Here is an 18,356-nt window from a genome sequence, read left to right on the forward strand (position 1 = left end):
ATGAGATTGATACAAACTGAAGAACAAAAATCTCTATGGAATGCGTTTAAGCCGTACCTTGTAACAAATGGTTTAAATGTCACTTTGCGTGAAGATGCTCCACAAGAAGCTAAAGATGCTGAAGCACTTTACAGTAAGCTTAGAGAAAAACAAAAAATGCAATATCTAAAAGATAGTGGCATAATCTAACCGCTCCGTAAAAAGGGCGGTTTTGTTATATGCAATTCACAAAAACAGCATAAAATTACGAATTGAGCATTTTATAATCGACAGCAATGTTGATTATAGGGTGCTTTTTGCATTTAAACCCGTCGATTTCGACCGGTTTAGAAAGGTGGTGACAGAATGAAAATCAGAGTAACAACAGCATTTAATGACAGGCAGAACGGCTATGTAACCCGACCTGTGAATGAAGTTTTTGAATGCTCCGAGCAGAGAGCAAAGGAACTCATTGACGGCGGTTTTGCAGAAGAGGTCAAGCCTGACACTCCCAAAAAGCCGAGAGCCAAAGCAGTTAAAACAGAAAAAGCAGATTAAGCACTTTACGAATATGTAAGGTGCTTTTTTATTGTCCGAAGACATTAAACTACGGGAGACACCGTGCAAAACTGAAACAGAGAGACACTCTATAAACTGATTACGGGAGACACCCGAAAAACTGAAAGGATATGAAAAAATGGCAGAACCAAATCCAACACCAACCCCCAATGAATCGACACCTGCACCGCAGGGAACTCCACAGGAAAACGCTCCTGCCTTTGATTACGACAAGCTCGCAAGCCTTATTACAGGCAAACAAAGCGTGACAGAGGACACCGTTTTGAAGTCTTATTTTAAGGAGCAGGGATTGTCAGCCGATGAGATGAAAGAGGCTATCGGTGCTTTTAAAAAGCAGAAAGCCGAGAACACTCCCGACTTAGCAAAAATGCAGTCGGAAGTTGAATCGGCAAACAACGCAAAGCTTATGGCAGAAGTCAACCAGTCGGCAACCCTCGAAGCCGTAAAACAGGGCGTTGACATTGCAACCGTTCCGTATGTGCTTAAAATTGCAGACTTTTCAAAGGCTGTGACAGACGGCAAGGTCAATGCGGAAAAGCTGACAGAGGCTGTTAAAAAGGTGCTTGACGATATTCCCGCACTCAAGGGCAAACCTGCCGAGAACGGCACAGGAGTTAAGAAAATCGGCGGTGACGGCAACGGTACATCGGACGGTACAAAACCAAAGGCAAATGTTCCTACCAAAAAATGGAACAGATTTAATATTTAACCAAAGAAAGGATTGAAAAAATCATGGCAAACACAAATAACTATGCCGAGCAGTTCAGCCCTGATCTGCTCGAAATTCTCGTTCAGGGCACACTTACATCACCGTTCATCACTTCAAATGTAAAGTGGGTTGGCGCAAGAACTTTCCACTTCACACAGATGAGTACATCAGGCTTTAAGAACCACAATCGCAACGGCGGTTGGAACAAGGGCAAATATATTCAGACAGATGTTCCGTTCACCTGCGAACACGACCGTGATATTGAGTTTCTCGTTGACAAGGCAGATGTTGATGAAACTAACGCAACCGCAAAGGTTGAGAATATTTCAAAGACATTTGAACAGACACAGGTTGCTCCCGAAACAGACGCACTTTTCTTCTCAAAGGTTGCAGCAAAGGCTCAGGCAACAGACGGCTACCATTCTTCAACAAAGACATCGGAGTGGACTAAGGAGAACGCTTATTCAAAGCTCAAAACAATTCTCTCTGCCGGCAAGCTCCGCAGATACAAGGCAAGAGGCACACTTGTTGCCTATGTGACATCTCACATTATGGACTGCCTTGAACAGTCAACAGAGTTCACTCGCAAGATTGAGCTTACACAGATTGCAGAGGGCGGTATCGGCATTGAAACAAGAGTGACCGAGATTGACGGTTGCCCTATCATCGAGGTTATTGACGATGAGCGTTTCTACGATAATTTCAACTTTAACCCCGATGACGGCGGTTTTGAGCCTGCAACAGGCGCTCACAAAATCAATGTTCTTGTTGCCTGCGGTGAAACCTGCAAGACTGTTCCGAAGATTTCAAGCATTTACTTCTTTGCTCCCGGCTCACACACAGAGGGTGACGGCTGGCTCTATCAGAACCGTTCACTTTCCGACACATTCGTATTCCCGAACGGCAAGGACGGCAAAATTGACAGCATTTATGCCGATGTTGACACAACGGCGGTTGCGTAATGTATGCTGATTACATTGAACATCAGGGCGGAGATGAAAACAGTATTATCTCTGCCGAACACATTGATGTTCTGACTTTTAACCGCATTGATTTTGAAAAACTTTCGGAAATGCAGAAGAGAATCATCGGCAGAGTGCATAGCAGACTTACTGCTTTTGAAGAAGAAAATGCCGATATGATTTCTTCCTACCTGAAAAGCTATTCAATCAACGGCACATCAATGGAATTTGGCGTAAGCTGGAACTTAATGTGTATCAGCGGAGTGGCAATTCCTGCCGACCTCTATGCGTTGCTAAAATCAACAGGACTTTGTTATCCTGCAATCTGAAAGGTGCGTGAAAACCGTGAAATTTCCGTCACTTGTAAAAAAGCAGTTCTGCAAAACTCCTGTCGAGGTCACAATCTACGGTGAGGGTGTTACCGAAGACGGAGCACCCCTGACCGTGTTTGAATGCAAAAATCTGTATCCCTCCGACAGCTTGTACCCGTCAGCAACCCTGCACGGTGGCTCTGCCTTGTGTAATATGCAGTCAAAGGCAAAGACGGTCTATACCAAAGAGCAGAAAATTGTTCAGGTGTCGGCTGTCTTGCTTTTTGACGGCGACATTGCTCCCGACAGCCCCACTTTAAGCGGTGGCTTTGTAATCCTTGACGGCGTAAAACGAAACATCGTACAGGGTACAAAACACCGCAACCCCGACGGCAAAGTTAATTTTACGGAATTGGATGTGATTTAATGGGATTTTCGGTATCATCAAAAATCAAACTCAATATGCCTGTTGTAAAACAGCTTGATAGGGCAAAGCAACAGGCTCTTGAACAGACAGGTGACGCACTTCTTACACGGGTGAAAAACAAGCAGGTAATGCCGTTTGATACAAGCATACTTCAAGACGATAGTACCGCTGTTGATTATTCACAAAGTGCAAAGGGGATAGTTAAAATTGTGTCAGATACTCCGTATGCAAGACGGTTGTATTTTCATCCCGAGTATAATTTCAGCCGTAAGGAAAACATTGCCGCCGGCGGTAAATGGTTCTCACCGTGGCTTGAGGGCGGTACACGGCAGAATTTTTGCAGTCAAACATTCACTAAAATATATAGGAGAAATACAGGACTTTGATTTACTTATCGGACATCAGAGATTGGCTCAAAAGCGTTACCTCAGCCGAGCATTATTACATCGGCAAGCTTGACAACAAGCAGGACAGGTCCATCGGTGTGTATTCATTAAAGCAGTCGGGAACACCCACAAGGGCAATCGGCGGTGAAAGCACCTACGATACAATAAGCGTGTCTTTGCTTATCCATTACACCGACAACGCAAGAGAAACCGAGGAGTTTGCACGCAGACTTTACGAAACGCTTTACGGCATTAAAAATGTTGAAATTAAGGAACACAAAATCTATATAATCGAACTGCTCACGGAAGAACCCGTTGATGTGGGAACAGACGACAAGGGTGTGTATGAGCAGGTCATTGAAGTTAAATTTTATTACGAAAGGAAGTAATTTTATGGCAAAAGTTGAATCGGGAGTATTCCCGTGCTATGAAAATCAGTTTGCGGTTGGCAAGGCAGGAACAGAATCCGCCACGACAAATATTGCTAACTGCGAAGAATTTTCTGTTGCATTTGACAACGGTGTCGAGGAATGGACAGCCTTTGAAAACGAGGGCTGGAAGTCAAGGCTTATGACAGCAAAGTCAATCACAATTTCGGTAAAGGGCAAGCGTACAATCGGTGACGCAGGCAATGACCAGATTGCCGCCCTTGCATTTGAAAACGGCAGAAAGACAGAAGTTTCGTTTATGTGGACCTTCCCTAACGGTGCAACCGTCCTCTTTAAAAATGCAGTTGTATCCGTTACATCAAACGGTGCAGGCGCAAGCACGGGTGTTGCTCCGCTTGAATTTGAAGTTATGTCAAACGGCAAACCCGTATATACAGCAGCCGCTTAAAAAACGAAAGGAATGAACGATTATGTCAAAGTTAATTGATATTACAGACAAGCTTAATTTTGAGGAAAAGCCGAGTGTCAGAGTTAAAAATGTTGACCTTGCAATCAACAATGACGCAGTTTCAATGCTCAAAGTTGCGGCACTTTTTGAGGACGGCAACGGTAAAAGTAAAGATGTTATCGAAATGTATCATCTTCTTTTTGATGAATCCGAGAGAGAAAAGATTGAAAAGTTAAAGCTGAATATGCACGATTTCAACGCCCTTATCAGCGAATCTGCCAAAATTGCAACAGGCGATTTGACTGACGAGGGGGAAGCTCAGACCCCGGCTACGACCTGATTGATGACTTTGATTTAATCGTGTCGAGCTTTCGCTCGGAGTACGGGGTCAGCATTTATTCAAAGGATTTTGCTAAAATGAGTTGGAATGAGTTCTGCTCACTTCTGCAAGGCTTAGGACCCGAAACACCGCTTGCAAGAACGGTTCAAATTCGCCTTGAAACCGACAAAGAAGTCTTGAAAAACTTTACTTCGTCACAGCATAAAATCCGCAACAAATGGCGGTCAAGGAATGTAAAGCACTATTCAGACGAAGATATGAACACCGTTCTTGCAGAATTTCAAAACTTCTTCGCTAATCTGTAAATTTGTACATAATTTTCGCTGTATCTACAAAATTCTTGACAATGTTAATATATAGTGATAAAATGTAACATACACTAACAAATTTATTAAGGAGAGTGTATGTTTATGAAATGTCCACATTGCGGAAACGAATTAAAGGACGATGCAAAATTTTGCGACAAGTGCGGTGCAGGCTTTGGCGGAAACGATTCAACCTCGGCAACCGTAAATCCTGTAAATGCGAAGAAGAAAATTTACAAGCGTTGGTATTTTTGGGTTATTATCGTTGTTGCTATTATGATTGTTGGCGGTGTAAACGGTGCAATTAACGGTAACAGCGGTTCAAACAAATCAAAGCAGGAAACTACTGTTGCAAATCAGAGTTCAGAAAAAACAACTGAAAAAGCGACAGAAGCACCGACCACAAAAGAAGTTGCAACAGAAAAGCCTACTAAAGACCCGAAGAAGGTTGAAAAAGAATTTAAAGACGGTTGCAAAACAGTCGACTTTAAAACTCTTTCAAGAAACCCTGACAAGTACAAAGGTAATGACTACAAGTTTGAAGGTCAGATTATTCAGGTTCAGGAAGGCTGGGGCGATTCGGTTGACCTGAGAATCAATATAACCAAAGAAGAAAATGAGTATCTTGATGAACCATTGTGGACTGATACAATCTACGCAACTGTAGAAATTCCTGACGGTGCGGACAAACTCCTTGAAGATGATGTAATCACATTCTGGGGAACTTGTGACGGCGACTATACATATGAAACCGTAATGGGCAACAATGTGTCACTTCCGAAAATCGACATCAAATACTACGAACTCAACAACTAAAACAAAAAGCCACTCCAAATGGGGTGGCTGTTCTTTTGCAAAATTTTATTAGCGTACATCATAGCGGTGTGCGCTGTTTTTATGCCTGTTTTTAAAGAATCTAAAATGAAAGGAAGTGGTGAATATGGCGACAAAGGCGGGTGAAATTGAGCTTGATGTCAGGCTTACAGGTGATGATATTTCCAAAACATTGCATAAGATTTCCGATTCAATTACAAAAAAGTTTGATTCGGCGTTTTCAAGTCTTTCAAAAGATTTTGAAAATGTAAGCACGGATATGAAACAGTCCTTTTCAAAGGTTGCGGAGGGCGTTTCTCAGAAAACCGAGAAAGAGTTTTCAAACATCAAAGGCAGCGGTGAGCAGTTAAGCAATTCGGTTTCATCTTCGTTTAAGAAAATAGGAATGGCTGTGGTTGCCGCTTTTTCTGTTGCTAAAATCAAGGAGTTCGGTCAGCAGTGCATTGAATCGGCTGCGGAAGTCAATGCGGCAAATTCGCAGTTTGAGCAGACATTCGGTACAATGCAGTCGCAGGCAGAATCAGCCATTCAGAGCGTTGCCGATCAAAGCGGTATTCTTGAAACCCGATTACAGGGTGTCGGCACAAGCATTTATGCCTTTGCAAAAACTACGGGTATGGACAGTTCAAGTGCTTTGGGTATGATGCAGGAGGCTTTGCAGGTAACAGCCGACAGTGCCGCATATTATGACCGTTCGCTTGAAGACACCGCAGAAAGCCTGAAATCGTTTCTCAAAGGCAACTTTGAAAATGATGCCGCACTCGGTTTGTCCTGTACTGAAACCACACGAAATGCGGCGGCTAATAAGTTGTATGGCAAGTCATTTATGGATTTGTCGGAATCGCAGAAACAGCTCACGCTTTTGCAAATGGTTAAGGACGCTAATCAGCTTTCGGGTGCTATGGGACAGGCAAGCCGTGAAGCAGACGGTTGGGAGAATGTAACAGGCAACCTCAGAGAAAGTTGGAAACAGCTCCTTGCCGTAGTCGGTCAGCCTATTCTTCAGGTGGCAACTCAGGTTGTAAAGCGGTTGAGTTCCGCACTTGCGACTTTAACGGAATATGCCAAAGGTGCGGTTGAATCGCTTTCAAAGGTCTTCGGCTGGGATACAGGCAATAACACCGCAAGCAATATCAAATCTGCGTCCGATTCTGCCAAAAGCCTTACGGATACAGCAGATGACAGTTCAAAGTCACTTGATAATGTTCAGAAAAGTTCCGAAAAAGCAAAGAGAAGTGTAGCGGGCTTTGACAAGCTGAATGTGCTTTCAAGTACCGATAGTTCTTCAAAGTCAGATACATCTTCATCAAAAAGCTCATCGGGCGGTTCATCAGGCGGAGCTGTTGCAAAGAATGTTGTCAAGGACACAAGCAAAAACCTTTCGGGGGCATTCAAAAATCTATACGAAAAAAGCGGATTCAAAGGCTTTGTCGAGAATGTACAGAAAGGTATTAACAAGGTTGATTGGTCAGCTATAGGCAAGAACTGCAAGACCGTTTTTAATAATGCTGTTCCCATAGTTCAAAAGGCATTCGGCACAATGCAAAAGGTCGGTTCTGCAAAACTCGGGGCAATCGGTTCTGCATTCGGAGCGGTTGCGACAATCGGCGGAAAGTCGTTTCAGACCATTTCAGGCGGTGTTGCTAAGTGGATCTCAAAAGACAGGGAAAAGATTATCGGCTTTATCGATACCATAGGCAACAATCTTACAAACGGCTATAACAACCTTTCAACCTTTTTTGATAATTTCGGTACACTTGCAGGGAATGCAATTGACAATGTTCGCCCTCAAATGGAAGAATCAATTTCCAATCTTTTAAGCGGTCTTACAACCTTTGCGGGTTCAGTCGGCGAAGTTGTTTCGGGTGCGTTTTCAATCGCAACCGAAAGCCTTGTTGAATGGACTGAAAATGACGGTGCAACAATCACTGAATTTCTCGAAAATTTACAATTGCAGTTTGCAGATGTGTTTGACTTTATCGGTCAGATTTTCGGAAATATCGGAACAATTATCAGTAATTGGTGGAACGGCAACGGACAGCAGATTTTTCAGAATGTCTGCAATATGTTTACCAATATCGGCACAACCCTGATGAATGTTTACAATCAATGGATTAAGCCTGCGTGGGATTTTATCGTAGCAATCGTAAAATCAGCTTGGGAAAACTGGCTGAAGCCTGTTTTTGAGGGTGCAATAAACTTCTTCGGCAAGGTTGCAGACTGTGTTTCAACCGTGTGGAATAACTTCCTGTCACCGTTTGTAAACTGGCTTGTCAGTTTTTGGGGACCTATATTTCAGAATGTTTTCAATGCCGTAAAAAGGGTGTTTGATAATGTGTTTACATTTATCGGTGGGTTGGTTACCTCTATACAGAAAACATTCGGCGGTCTAATTGACTTCATTACAGGTGTTTTCTCAGGCGATTGGAACAAAGCATGGCAGGGTATCTACGACTTCTTCAAAGGCATTTGGGACGGCATTTGCGCCGTGTTTAAGTTCATTATAAACGCAATCATTGACGGCATAAATGCGTTGTGGACAGGTATTTATAACTTTGTTTCTGGCGTTGTTAATTCAATCGGCGGAATAGCCGGTATTATCGGAGCGGCTTTTGGACAGGATTGGAGTTTTTCAATGCCTGAAAATCCGCCTCTCATTCCGAGATTTGAAGAACCCACGGAATCACCGGCACGAAAATTTGCAAAAGGCGGTATTGTTAAAGCTCCGACACTTGCGGTTGTCGGCGATAACGCAGGTGCTAACAGCGGTAACCCTGAGGTTATTTCTCCTCTTAACAAGTTACAGGGTATGCTCGACAATTCGGGCGGTCAGGATACAGTGATTCTCACACAAATTCTTGACCTGCTTAAACGCATTTATGAAATGTTCATTATCTTTCGCAATAACGGCGGCAACACTTATTCGTTTACGGCAGAACTTGAGGGTTCAACGCTTTTTGAAGAAATGATAAGACAGGATGAGCTTTACAGACGCAGACACAACGGTAAATCCGCATTCGCATAAAGGGGGAAATGATATGTCAAATTATAACGGCTATTTGCTTAAATTCGGCAACAACATAATGCCGAATAAGTACATTACCGCATTTTCATCAACTCCGAATCAGCGACTTGAAACTTCTGCGGAACGAGATCAGAACGGTACGCTTCAAAGGGCAACGCTGCCAAATTACAAAACAAAAATTTCGTTTTCAACTCACATTCTTCATCTTGACGAAAAGATTGATTTTCAGTCGATTATCAACCTCTCAATGGCAAATAAGTTACAGAGAAAGTGCAGGGTAACTTATTGGAACGATGAAACGAACAGCTATTACACCTCTTATTTTTATATTCCTGATATTGAATATACCGTAATGAATGCTGAAAAGAATGATATAACCTATCAGCCGATTACGGTTGAGCTGATTGAGTATTAAGGGGTGATTCTTAAAAATGCTTGTATCTAAAGAAATTGCTGATAAGCTGAAAACGAACACACTTTACAACACCGTTGCCCTGCATTCTCCTGACGGTAGTTTTGAAGATATAACCGGCGAAAGTATCGTGCTTGACAGCTTTTCACTTGAAAATGAAATCGTTGAAAAAGAATTGAAATTCGGCGGTTGCATAGCCTCTGAAATGAGCGTGAAACTCATTGATTATGATTGCTCGGCTTTGATAAGAAAGACGGTACAGGTCATCATAACGGCAACATATCTTGAATCAGAGCTGTATCCGTCAGATGATTTGTACCCGTCAGATACTCTTATTTGTCCTGCTGAAACAGGAACGGTTGAATGTCCTGTTTTCTACGGTAAAATTCAGTCGGCTCAAAGAGATAAAAAACAGCGTAACATCGTCAAAATCACAGCCTATGACGCTTTTTATGATATGTCAAAGGTGGATATGTCTTTGTGGTTTGCAGGCAAAGAGAACGAGGACGGCAGTTTTGCTTATGGTTATGCGCACTATCAAAAAGACGATAATTTTAAGAGCTTTTATTCAATAATCGCAGAATTTGCCAAAGATTATGCAATTACAGGGGTTTCACCGCCGAGCTTATCTGTCTTTAGTGTACCACTGAAATTTGATGATACCTGCGTGGAAAAGGTTATAAAGGACATTACCTTGTCAGATTTAATCCAAGCTTATGCAGAGTTAACTTTGAGCTTTGCCGTTATAGATGCCGACGGAAAAATGCGTTTTAAAAGGCTGTATTCTCAATCTTCCGTTGAAACAATCGATTCGTACAAAGATTTATCCTTTGAAGATTACGAACTTGAGCCTATCCGTATGTACAGTGCTAAGTTTGCTGATAAAAAAGCGTTTTTGTATGGCAACAGTAACGATTTTTCGTGGTATGTTTCCGATAACATTTTGATGAGGTGCAGAACAACAGCAAGTGATATCGGCACAAAATATAATTCTGTTAATTTTTTTGGTGATGTATATAAATACCGCCCGACAAAAATTAAGCTGTTTTCGTATTGGTGGCTTGAGGCAGGCGATAAGTACACAATTAAAACTCCGTTTGAAGATTTGCCGACAATCGAAACATTTGTGTTCAATAAGAAAATGGACGGATTTATAACTGCCCTCACATCAAAGGGCGAAAAACGATTAGGAAAGGAAGTAAAAGAAAATGAACAAATACAATAAAATTGTCTTTGTGAACGGCTCTGCTCCGCCCCTCAATGCCGATAACCTCAACCATATGGACGAGGGGATTGAACGGGCAACAGACGGAGCAATTGCACTTGAAACCGAAATAGCCACGGCAAGAGGCGGTCAAAATTCACTCGGAGCAAGGCTTGATAAAACAGACAAGAGTATTGCCCGAAAGCTCGATTCAATGCCGTTTGACAGCGAGCCAAAAAATAACAGCCCGTGTTATCTCACAAGCGGAGCAATTTACAACGCTCTGCTTGTGAAAGCAGATAAAACCGCCTTGGCGACTAAATACGATTCGTCAAATATCGAACTCGGCACAGCTACTCTTACTCCGTACTCTACTCAGATTGATAAAATAAAATCTGCAACTTGCCTTTATGAAAAAATTGGCGATATCGTTATTGTAAATGTCACCGTCATTATGAACGCAACAACTTTAGGCGGAACATCTACAATAGCTTTGCTCAATATGCCTTTCTCAAACAAATCGGATGTGATTGTTCATGATATCGGCATAAGCAAAAACGGCGGAATGTTCAGAGGAAGTGTAAATAAATCGGCTTGGTTGCAGTTTACTCCACTCAATAAACAGGCTTATAATTTCGTCGCTGATGAGCAGGTAAACTTTTCTTTGATTTACAAAATATAAAAATAACGGAGGTATGAAAAATGGAACTTAAAGAAAAAATCACACTGGATATGCTCACAAGGGACAGCGTTTCGGTACTCAGACAGCAGTTTTTGACCTTTAACGGTGAAGAAATGCAGGTCGGCGGAAACATCCGCAATGCATATATGAACGACGAATCCGGCAGAGAACAGCTTAAAACGGTGCTGTCAGACGAATATTACAATGCCGTTATGGCGGTGTGGGGTGATAATCCAACCGTTGACGAGCCGACAGAAAGCGAGGTGTAAACAATGAAAGAAAACATTTTACAGGCATTATTTGCCACGGTGTGTGGTGCTATTGTCGCATATCTTAACATCTTGCTTGTGCCGTTTGCGGTGATGATTGCGGTAATGATTATCGACTATATCACAGGAATGGCGCAGGCATACATCAGTCACACGCTTAACAGCCGTGTCGGTGTAACAGGCATTATCAAAAAGGTAGGCTATATCGTAGCTGTAGCGGTCGGAATTGTTGCAGATTATCTCATCAGCTCGGCACTTGTCAACTGCGGAATCGACCTGCGGATTAACTACTGCATCGGCATGATTGTTACGATTTGGTTTATCATCAACGAGTTGATTTCAATCTTAGAAAATCTCTCGGAAATCGGTATTCCATTGCCGAAATTTTTGGTGTCAATCGTCAAGAGATTAAAGACAACAGTCGAAGTAAAAACAGATGAAAGCGAGGAGTAATTATGGTTTTATCTAATACTGTTGACAAAATGTTAAGCGAAGATTACAAAGAAAGGTTTATCGCTGAATATCAGCAGTTATCAATCCGCCACGACGGCTTAAAGAAAATGCTTGATAACTGGGATAAAGAGAATCTGAATTTTATTCCGACTTGCCCACGCAGTACATATGACTTGCAAATTAAAGCAATGAGCGATTACAGAGCCGTACTTGAAGCAAGGGCAGTTATGGAAAATATCGACTTGAAAAAATTATACGCAGAAAGCGAGGAATAATTATGAGTAATTCAAAACTTGTTAATTACACAAAATTAAGCCCAAACCACAGTGGTAAACGCACACACAGTATTGACCGCATTACTCCGCATTGCGTTGTAGGTCAGTGCAGTGTCGAAACCCTCGGCAACATCTTTATGAATACAGCCTGTGAGGCAAGCTGTAACTACGGAATCGGCTATGACGGCAGAGTGTTGCTTTGTGTAGATGAGGGCAATCGCTCTTGGTGTTCATCAAGCAATGCCAATGACCAGAGAGCAGTCACAATCGAATGTGCAAGCGACACGGTAGCTCCGTACACAATGAACAGTAAAGTGTACAACAAACTTATTACACTATGCGTTGACATCTGCAAGCGTAATGGCAAGACTAAACTGCTTTGGTTTGGTAATGAAAGCAAGACGCTAAATTATTCACCAAAGTCAAATGAAATGGTATTGACTGTACATAGGTGGTTTGCGAATAAATCTTGTCCGGGCGACTGGCTCTATAACAGGCTTGGCAATCTTGCAGACGAAGTAACTGCACAGCTCGGCGGTAAAACATCAAATAAGGAGAATGAGGAAATGATTAAATACGGTTCACACAACACAGCAACACTTGCATTCAAAAAGCAGTTAATTACTCTTTACAATATGAAAGTTATTAAAACAAAGGTTGATAACTCGAACGGCTTCGGTGACGGCACACTTAAAGCCGTTAAAGAGGCACAGAGAGCAGGTAAAGTTACAGTTGACGGTATTGTTGGCGAGAAAACAATCAATGCTATCTATCATCTTATCAACGATGGTATCAGGGCTAAGGACAACAAAATTGCCAACGCAAAAAAGGCACTCGGCTAATTAAAACCTAAAGGACATTCTTAATGTCTTGACAAACACATGATTGCAAAAAAAATCCCCTCATCCGCCGTAAAAAGCGAGTGAGGGGAGTTTTGTCATTTGTAGATTTGTTAGCTACTTGTTAGCTGTGTGTTAGCTACGATATGTATTTTTCCGTGTTTTAGAGTGATTTAAGTATAGCAAAACCCCAGTAAATATCGTATTTACCGGGGTAAAAAGCTATGGTGCAGGTAACAGGACTTGAACCTGCATGAAATTGCTTTCACATGGACCTGAACCATGCGCGTCTGCCAATTCCGCCATACCTGCTTATTAAATTGAAAATTGAAAATGGAAAGTTGAAAATGATTGTGTCAACTTTTGTATAATCAATTTAAATTCCCTTGATTTTTACACGGTGGGGAAACCGAGGCGGAGCTTACTTTCAGATAAATCTTACTTTTCGGCTGATTCCGCAACAGTACTCAAAATGTGCTATATTATTATAGCAGACCGACAGGTAAGTGTCAAGTCACATTTATTTTATCGGTCTGTTTTACGCTGATTATTTTTCAGAATCGGGTTTGCGGATTTTGAAACCGTCATATTTTCCAATGTCGCAGAGGGCAATTTCGTGGCAACCCATTCTTGTTGACAGCGGTGCAAGCTCCATATAGTCGCCGTAGAGGAAAGTAAGGTACTTGTCATATTCCTTTGGCACGGGAAACTTGTAACCCTCAAAGTCGGCATAAGCAACATCGTCAAGATATTCCTTTGGAAAAGCACCGTTATAAATATTTCTGCCCATTCCGTCATAGAGATATTTTGCGTTCTTTTTGTTTATAAAGAATTTTAAAGTACGGACTTCAAGCCACATACTGAATCTGAGCGGAAATATTTTCTTGCAGAAATTTGTTACAATGCTCTGGATTCTACTGCCGTTTTCAGCCTTGCGATTGTTCCATTTATTGAACACTAGCGCTCTTGTGAACAGAGTCACAGCCATATGAATTTTTCGTCCGATTGCTGAATTGGCTGTGTTATCATGACAGAAAATATCAAACGCAATTCCGTTGTGCATTGCGTGATGGTCTTTTGCAAAGTCGGTTGCAAAGAAAGTGTCGTCAAGTCTGACCTTGGCAAATTCATAGAAACAAGCCTTGTCCGTATGGTATGATTGAAAAGTCATATTGCTCGGAAGTTCCTTTGGCGCAATCTCGCAAAAGCGGTCAAAATCTTCACGCAACATCATAATATCGGCATCATCATCCCACGGAATGAATCCTTTGTGACGGATTGCACCGAGAAGAGTTCCTCCACCGAGAAAATATTTTATGTTGTGCTTTCGGCAAATTCTGTCGGTTTCAAGCAGAAATGCAAGCTGAATTTCGTGAATTGAATCAAGTCTGCGCTCGTGTGAGTGGGGGATACGCAGAACCTTTTCGGACTTCATCTTGTCCATTATGCAGATTTTCAGCATGGTTTCAAGGTCAATGTCGGGAGTGCATTCGTTTACGGAAATCTTGTTTGAATTAATTGCACAGCCGTCAAGCTCCGTAAAATCGCCCGACTCAATTGTACAGCGACTGCCGTAAATATCGTTGAGAACAGCCGCAATCATAATCAGCGATGCGTTGCAGTTTTTGCCGCCGACATTATAAACTGCGTTTTCTTCAAGATTTGTCATTGCGAAAACAATCGCCTTTAAAACATCGTTGATATAAACAAAGGTGCAGCGATCCCTTGTTGCCGGAACAACTGTGTCACGGCGGTTGGCTATATCGTCAAAAACAGGATCAAGCACGCTTGTAAAGTTGCTTGACGCTCCCAAAATTATGCCAGTTCTGAGCGTTGTAACGGTTGATTCGCTGTTCTTCAAAACCGAGTGCAAGGTGGTTTCTCTCGTTCTCATAAGCTGACCTGCAAGCGATGAGGGAGAGGTTGCGTCAAGTTCTGCGTACTCGTTTTCGGAATAAACTCTGTGCGGTTTGGCTTTGCCGTAAATTCTGCTGTCGTTCACAACTACAACCCTTGCGCCTGTGGCTTTTGCAATTTTGGCACAGGCATTTATCTCTGCAATGCCGTCAATCATGATCTGTGGGTTGTTGTCTGTATGTTCACCGCAGATTCCTGTTGTAATTACATAGTCGGCACTTGAAACTTCTGATGCGGAATTATAATCAACAAAATCAAAATCATCTCTTAACAAGAGTTCGCTGTGGTATGATGCCATTGCGTTGCGTGATTTGCCGAGAAGGATAACTTTTATTCCGAGCCTTTTAGCCTCGTTATTGTACAGAAGGGCATAGCAAAGACACCTTGCAAGTTCACCGCCCGAGATGACAATTGTTTTGTTCCTGAGCTTTGCAAGAGTTTCTTTTTCAACTCCGGGCAATGCCGCCCTGTCGGCCTCAAATTCGTTTAAAAAATCTTTAATACGCATTACTTTATCCTTCGCAATTCTGCACGCAGTTCTGTTGCTCTTATACTGCGTTTTATTCCGTCTTTAAGCGTGGTTTTCGGACTAAAGCCGAGTGATTTTATTTTATCGTTGCACAAAACATACGGTGTGGGGGATGACGGAGAAAATTCGGGTTCTTCTTCGTCTTTTCTGTGAACGAACACTACGGAGAGATTCTTTTCGGGATTTGCCGATTTTACAAGCTGTGCAAATTCCCGCATTGTCACATTTGCGTTATCGTTTGAAATGTTGTATGCCTCACCGCTTTTTCCGTTAAGCAAAATATCAATCAATGCAGAAACCGTGTCCGTCACATAGCAAAAGCTGAACTTTTCGCCACCGTTATCTGTAAGCATAATGCTCTGATTTTTTGCCGCACTGACAATCAGCTTTGCCCATTTTCTTTCATCGCTCATTCTGACACCTCCGAGTGTGGGGCAGGGACGGGCGATTTTTACATTCATACCGAACTTTTCAGCATAGCAAACAGCAAGTGTTTCGGCTGAACGCATACTTTGTGCGTATGCACTGTCGGCATCGGTCGGATCAAGATAGCCGAGGTCGTTTTCGCAAATGTTATTTTTACCGCTGAAAACCTCCCCGTAAACCATATATGAAGATACGAGCAGAACCGATTCGGCATTTGACTCTTTTGCATATTCAAGCACATTTGCAAAGCCCGAAGTGATTGTATCCGCAATTTCGGGATTACTGCAATCTTCCTCTGCAACCTCACACGGGCAGTTGCAGTATATTACAAAGTCGGCTCTTTCAATCTCCGGAAAGTTCTTTGACTCTCCGATTTCAACAACAAAATCTTTGCGGAGAGTAAGGTTGCCGAACTGCTTTTCGGCATCTTCACGGCTTTTTGCAAGGGTGATTACCCTTGCGTTGTTTTCAAAAAAATCATTGTCCTCAAGCAATGTGCATATAATGTAATATGCAATAAGTCCGTGACAGTCCGACACGAAAACAGTCTTGTTTTTTAACTGTTGAAAATTTATCCTGTTGTCTGCAATTTTTTTAATGTCCTCAAAAATTTCGGAGGGCAGATTGCCTTTTACGGTACAGTCCATATGGGTTTACCTCTCAGATAAATCAGAAAAGCTCCGCAATTGTGGAGCTTTTGCTTTATTCCGAAACGGAATTATTTTTTCTTTTTTGATTCCTCATAAACTCTGAGGGTTTCATCTGTCGGTCCGTCAAACATAACAGTTCCTTTTTTCAGGAAGATTGAACGCGCGCAGATTTCTTTAACCGAAGCGGCATTGTGACTTACATAAAGTACGGTTACACCGCTTTCGATAATCTCTTTAATTTTATTTTTACACTTCTTTTTGAAAGTTGCGTCACCGACCGAGAGCGCCTCATCAACAACAAGAACATCGGGTTCAATGTTGACATTGATAGCAAAACCAAGACGCATTTTCATACCGCTTGAGTATGTTCTTACAGGCTGGTCAATGTAATCTCCAAGCTCTGCAAAGTCGATGATTTTCTCCTCGATCTGCTTAATGTAGCTGTCCTCAAGACCGAGAACATAACCCTTCAGATAAATGTTTTCCCTGCCTGTCATTTCCATGGAAAAGCCTGCAGTGAGTTCAAGCAATGCGGCAACCTTGCCGTCAACGGTGATTTCGCCTTCGTCGGGAAATGCAACGCCCGTAATCATCTTGAGCAGAGTTGACTTGCCTGCACCGTTGTCGCCGACAATACCAACCGATTCGCCACGATTGATTACCATTGAAACATTGTTAAGCGCCTTGTTCGTTTTTGCATTTCTCGGCTTAAAGAAAAGAGCCTTGAATCTTGCCTTGTCATCTTTGTAGAGTGTGTAGGTTTTGCTGACATTTTTAAAGGTAATAATCGGATCGGATACTTTTGTTTCAGCCATAATATTACCTCCTTAAAGTACATCAGGAAGTTTTTTCCTGAGTCTGTTGTAGTTGAAAATACCAAGGGCGAAAATTACAACAAATTCAATTGCAAACACAAGACATTCCGTTTTGTTTGCATAGAACGGTCTGTTGTAGAGGAAACAGTTGCGGTAGCCGTTTACGAAAAAGTTAATCGGATTGATAAGCATGAGCTTGTTGAGAAACGGCGAATCAAAGCCGTAGGAGTTGTACATAATACCGGATAACCAGAAAATACCTGACATAACGGAAACAATCAGGCTTTCAAAGTCCTTACTGAACGCAGACATCGGGGCTGTTGACCATGTGAGTGCAAGGAAGAAGATAAACATCAACGGACAGTACAGGAAAAATTGCAGATTGTACCAGCTCGGTCCGATTGTGAAAAGTACATATGCGTACATAAATGCCATAAGAATCAGGTGAACAAAAAGCCTTGAAACCTCTGTATAAGTAAGGATTGTCGAAACGGGGAACTTAACCTTTGTAATAAATTGACGGTTGATTCTCAGTTCCTTTGCACCCTGCGTTATGCTGTCCTGAATAAAGAACCACGGAATGATACCGATGAACATAAAAGTAAAGAAGTCAATGGAAAAAGGCTGTGCTCCGCCGATGTCAAGGTGAAGTGTTTTAAGCTGTTTGATACCGCAGGAAAAAGCGAACCAGTAAACAAAAATTGTAAACGCAGGCTTAACAACAGCCCAAAGAGGACCGATTACGGCGCCTTTGTAAGTTTTAATAAGTTCGTTTTTGGCAAGGAGCAAAATCTGCTTTCCGAAGCCACGATGTTCTTTTAAAATTGTAAACAATTATTATACCATCCTATCTCTTTTGTGATGCACAGGCGCCCGCCTGCAAGTGAATAAAATCGAAAAATGTATTATGCACTCTTTAACAGTATATATTATATTACTTTTTCCTAATTTGTCAATCAAAACAAGGCAATTGAAATCTATTTGTAAGATTGAGCGAATCCCCGTTAATTCTGTGTATTTTGAGTGTTCGCAGAGCTAATATGACAACCTGTCACGGAAACCCTTAAAAATAAGGAATAATACTTTTCAGATAACATAAAATTTAAAGGCTGTATAAATGGGGGATGATTGATTTTAAAAATTCACCAAAATTAAAATCCCGAACAGAGCCTTTAAAAGCTTTGCTCGGGA

The 18,356-nt window shown here is 42.0% G+C and carries 24 protein-coding genes and 1 tRNA gene; 20 read left to right on the forward strand and 5 right to left on the reverse strand.

Annotation, left to right across the window (positions count from 1 at the left end):
- The 20 genes from AC2HW8_RS07225 to AC2HW8_RS07320 all read left to right on the forward strand — a co-directional run bounded on the left by AC2HW8_RS07225 (position 1) and on the right by AC2HW8_RS07320 (position 12,831).
- The gene (locus tag AC2HW8_RS07225; RefSeq protein WP_117838486.1) at positions 1 to 189 is read left to right on the forward strand and encodes a hypothetical protein; all 189 of its coding nucleotides are present in this window, start codon (positions 1 to 3) and stop codon (positions 187 to 189) included.
- A gap of 156 nt (positions 190 to 345) precedes the next feature.
- Positions 346 to 537 carry a hypothetical protein gene (locus AC2HW8_RS07230; RefSeq protein WP_484327353.1) on the forward strand — a complete coding sequence of 64 codons (192 nt, stop codon included), beginning with the start codon at positions 346 to 348 and terminating at the stop codon, positions 535 to 537.
- A gap of 139 nt (positions 538 to 676) precedes the next feature.
- On the forward strand, positions 677 to 1,267 hold the full coding sequence (locus AC2HW8_RS07235) for a hypothetical protein (protein ID WP_484327354.1): 591 nt from the start codon (positions 677 to 679) through the stop codon (positions 1,265 to 1,267).
- A gap of 23 nt (positions 1,268 to 1,290) precedes the next feature.
- The gene (locus AC2HW8_RS07240; protein WP_484327355.1) at positions 1,291 to 2,229 is read left to right on the forward strand and encodes a phage capsid protein; all 939 of its coding nucleotides are present in this window, start codon (positions 1,291 to 1,293) and stop codon (positions 2,227 to 2,229) included.
- Positions 2,229 to 2,558, forward strand: a complete 330-nt coding sequence (locus AC2HW8_RS07245) for a head-tail connector protein (RefSeq protein ID WP_303932402.1) — start codon at positions 2,229 to 2,231, stop codon at positions 2,556 to 2,558. Before AC2HW8_RS07240 ends, AC2HW8_RS07245 begins: the two co-directional genes overlap by 1 nt.
- Positions 2,559 to 2,574: 16 nt before the next feature.
- Complete coding sequence (locus AC2HW8_RS07250) at positions 2,575 to 2,967, forward strand: hypothetical protein (protein WP_117949272.1); 393 nt, start codon at positions 2,575 to 2,577, stop codon at positions 2,965 to 2,967.
- Positions 2,967 to 3,353: a hypothetical protein gene (locus tag AC2HW8_RS07255; protein WP_296642441.1), complete on the forward strand. Its 387-nt coding sequence runs from the start codon at positions 2,967 to 2,969 to the stop codon at positions 3,351 to 3,353. Before AC2HW8_RS07250 ends, AC2HW8_RS07255 begins: the two co-directional genes overlap by 1 nt.
- Positions 3,350 to 3,742, forward strand: coding sequence for a phage tail terminator protein (locus AC2HW8_RS07260; RefSeq protein ID WP_117882315.1), 393 nt, complete (start codon positions 3,350 to 3,352; stop codon positions 3,740 to 3,742). Before AC2HW8_RS07255 ends, AC2HW8_RS07260 begins: the two co-directional genes overlap by 4 nt.
- Positions 3,743 to 3,746: 4 nt before the next feature.
- The gene (locus tag AC2HW8_RS07265) at positions 3,747 to 4,190 is read left to right on the forward strand and encodes a phage tail tube protein (RefSeq protein ID WP_101028663.1); all 444 of its coding nucleotides are present in this window, start codon (positions 3,747 to 3,749) and stop codon (positions 4,188 to 4,190) included.
- A 22-nt stretch (positions 4,191 to 4,212) separates the two neighbouring features.
- Complete coding sequence (locus tag AC2HW8_RS07270; RefSeq protein WP_117912485.1) at positions 4,213 to 4,530, forward strand: hypothetical protein; 318 nt, start codon at positions 4,213 to 4,215, stop codon at positions 4,528 to 4,530.
- 20 nt (positions 4,531 to 4,550) lie between these two features.
- Complete coding sequence (locus tag AC2HW8_RS07275) at positions 4,551 to 4,835, forward strand: Gp15 family bacteriophage protein (RefSeq protein ID WP_181979534.1); 285 nt, start codon at positions 4,551 to 4,553, stop codon at positions 4,833 to 4,835.
- Positions 4,836 to 4,940: 105 nt separating this feature from the next.
- Positions 4,941 to 5,651 (forward strand): zinc ribbon domain-containing protein, encoded by a 711-nt coding sequence (locus AC2HW8_RS07280; protein WP_303667664.1) that lies wholly within the window; start codon positions 4,941 to 4,943, stop codon positions 5,649 to 5,651.
- 124 nt (positions 5,652 to 5,775) lie between these two features.
- Entirely contained in the window at positions 5,776 to 8,694 is a 2,919-nt protein-coding gene (locus AC2HW8_RS07285) for a phage tail protein (RefSeq protein ID WP_484327356.1), read from the forward strand.
- Between the two features lie 13 nt (positions 8,695 to 8,707).
- Positions 8,708 to 9,109 carry a DUF6711 family protein gene (locus tag AC2HW8_RS07290; RefSeq protein WP_117967690.1) on the forward strand — a complete coding sequence of 134 codons (402 nt, stop codon included), beginning with the start codon at positions 8,708 to 8,710 and terminating at the stop codon, positions 9,107 to 9,109.
- 16 nt (positions 9,110 to 9,125) lie between these two features.
- The gene (locus AC2HW8_RS07295) at positions 9,126 to 10,331 is read left to right on the forward strand and encodes a hypothetical protein (protein WP_303693370.1); all 1,206 of its coding nucleotides are present in this window, start codon (positions 9,126 to 9,128) and stop codon (positions 10,329 to 10,331) included.
- A complete protein-coding gene (locus AC2HW8_RS07300; protein ID WP_303693369.1) occupies positions 10,315 to 10,992 on the forward strand; it encodes a hypothetical protein in 678 nt (225 codons plus the stop codon). The genes AC2HW8_RS07295 and AC2HW8_RS07300 overlap by 17 nt, the downstream gene beginning before the upstream one ends.
- 20 nt (positions 10,993 to 11,012) lie before the next feature.
- The gene (locus AC2HW8_RS07305) at positions 11,013 to 11,261 is read left to right on the forward strand and encodes a hypothetical protein (protein WP_117912497.1); all 249 of its coding nucleotides are present in this window, start codon (positions 11,013 to 11,015) and stop codon (positions 11,259 to 11,261) included.
- Between the two features lie 3 nt (positions 11,262 to 11,264).
- Positions 11,265 to 11,714 carry a phage holin family protein gene (locus AC2HW8_RS07310; RefSeq protein ID WP_117912499.1) on the forward strand — a complete coding sequence of 150 codons (450 nt, stop codon included), beginning with the start codon at positions 11,265 to 11,267 and terminating at the stop codon, positions 11,712 to 11,714.
- 2 nt (positions 11,715 to 11,716) lie between these two features.
- Positions 11,717 to 11,989, forward strand: coding sequence for a crAss001_48 related protein (locus AC2HW8_RS07315; RefSeq protein WP_181979532.1), 273 nt, complete (start codon positions 11,717 to 11,719; stop codon positions 11,987 to 11,989).
- A 2-nt stretch (positions 11,990 to 11,991) separates the two neighbouring features.
- The gene (locus tag AC2HW8_RS07320) at positions 11,992 to 12,831 is read left to right on the forward strand and encodes a peptidoglycan recognition protein family protein (protein WP_117912503.1); all 840 of its coding nucleotides are present in this window, start codon (positions 11,992 to 11,994) and stop codon (positions 12,829 to 12,831) included.
- Positions 12,832 to 13,053: 222 nt separating this feature from the next.
- Here AC2HW8_RS07320 and AC2HW8_RS07325 read toward each other — a convergent pair.
- The 5 genes from AC2HW8_RS07325 to AC2HW8_RS07345 all read right to left on the reverse strand — a co-directional run bounded on the left by AC2HW8_RS07325 (position 13,054) and on the right by AC2HW8_RS07345 (position 17,999).
- Positions 13,054 to 13,140, reverse strand: a tRNA-Leu gene (locus tag AC2HW8_RS07325).
- Positions 13,141 to 13,375: 235 nt separating this feature from the next.
- Positions 13,376 to 15,253, reverse strand: a complete 1,878-nt coding sequence (locus AC2HW8_RS07330; protein ID WP_484327357.1) for a LicD family protein — start codon at positions 15,251 to 15,253, stop codon at positions 13,376 to 13,378.
- On the reverse strand, positions 15,253 to 16,347 hold the full coding sequence (locus AC2HW8_RS07335) for an NAD-dependent epimerase/dehydratase family protein (protein ID WP_484327358.1): 1,095 nt from the start codon (positions 16,345 to 16,347) through the stop codon (positions 15,253 to 15,255). Before AC2HW8_RS07335 ends, AC2HW8_RS07330 begins: the two co-directional genes overlap by 1 nt.
- A 71-nt stretch (positions 16,348 to 16,418) precedes the next feature.
- Positions 16,419 to 17,165 carry an ABC transporter ATP-binding protein gene (locus tag AC2HW8_RS07340; RefSeq protein WP_015524229.1) on the reverse strand — a complete coding sequence of 249 codons (747 nt, stop codon included), beginning with the start codon at positions 17,163 to 17,165 and terminating at the stop codon, positions 16,419 to 16,421.
- Positions 17,166 to 17,177: 12 nt separating this feature from the next.
- Positions 17,178 to 17,999, reverse strand: coding sequence for an ABC transporter permease (locus AC2HW8_RS07345; RefSeq protein WP_021884043.1), 822 nt, complete (start codon positions 17,997 to 17,999; stop codon positions 17,178 to 17,180).
- Positions 18,000 to 18,356 lie beyond the last annotated feature (357 nt).

It is taken from the genome of Ruminococcoides sp., from assembly GCF_057037865.1.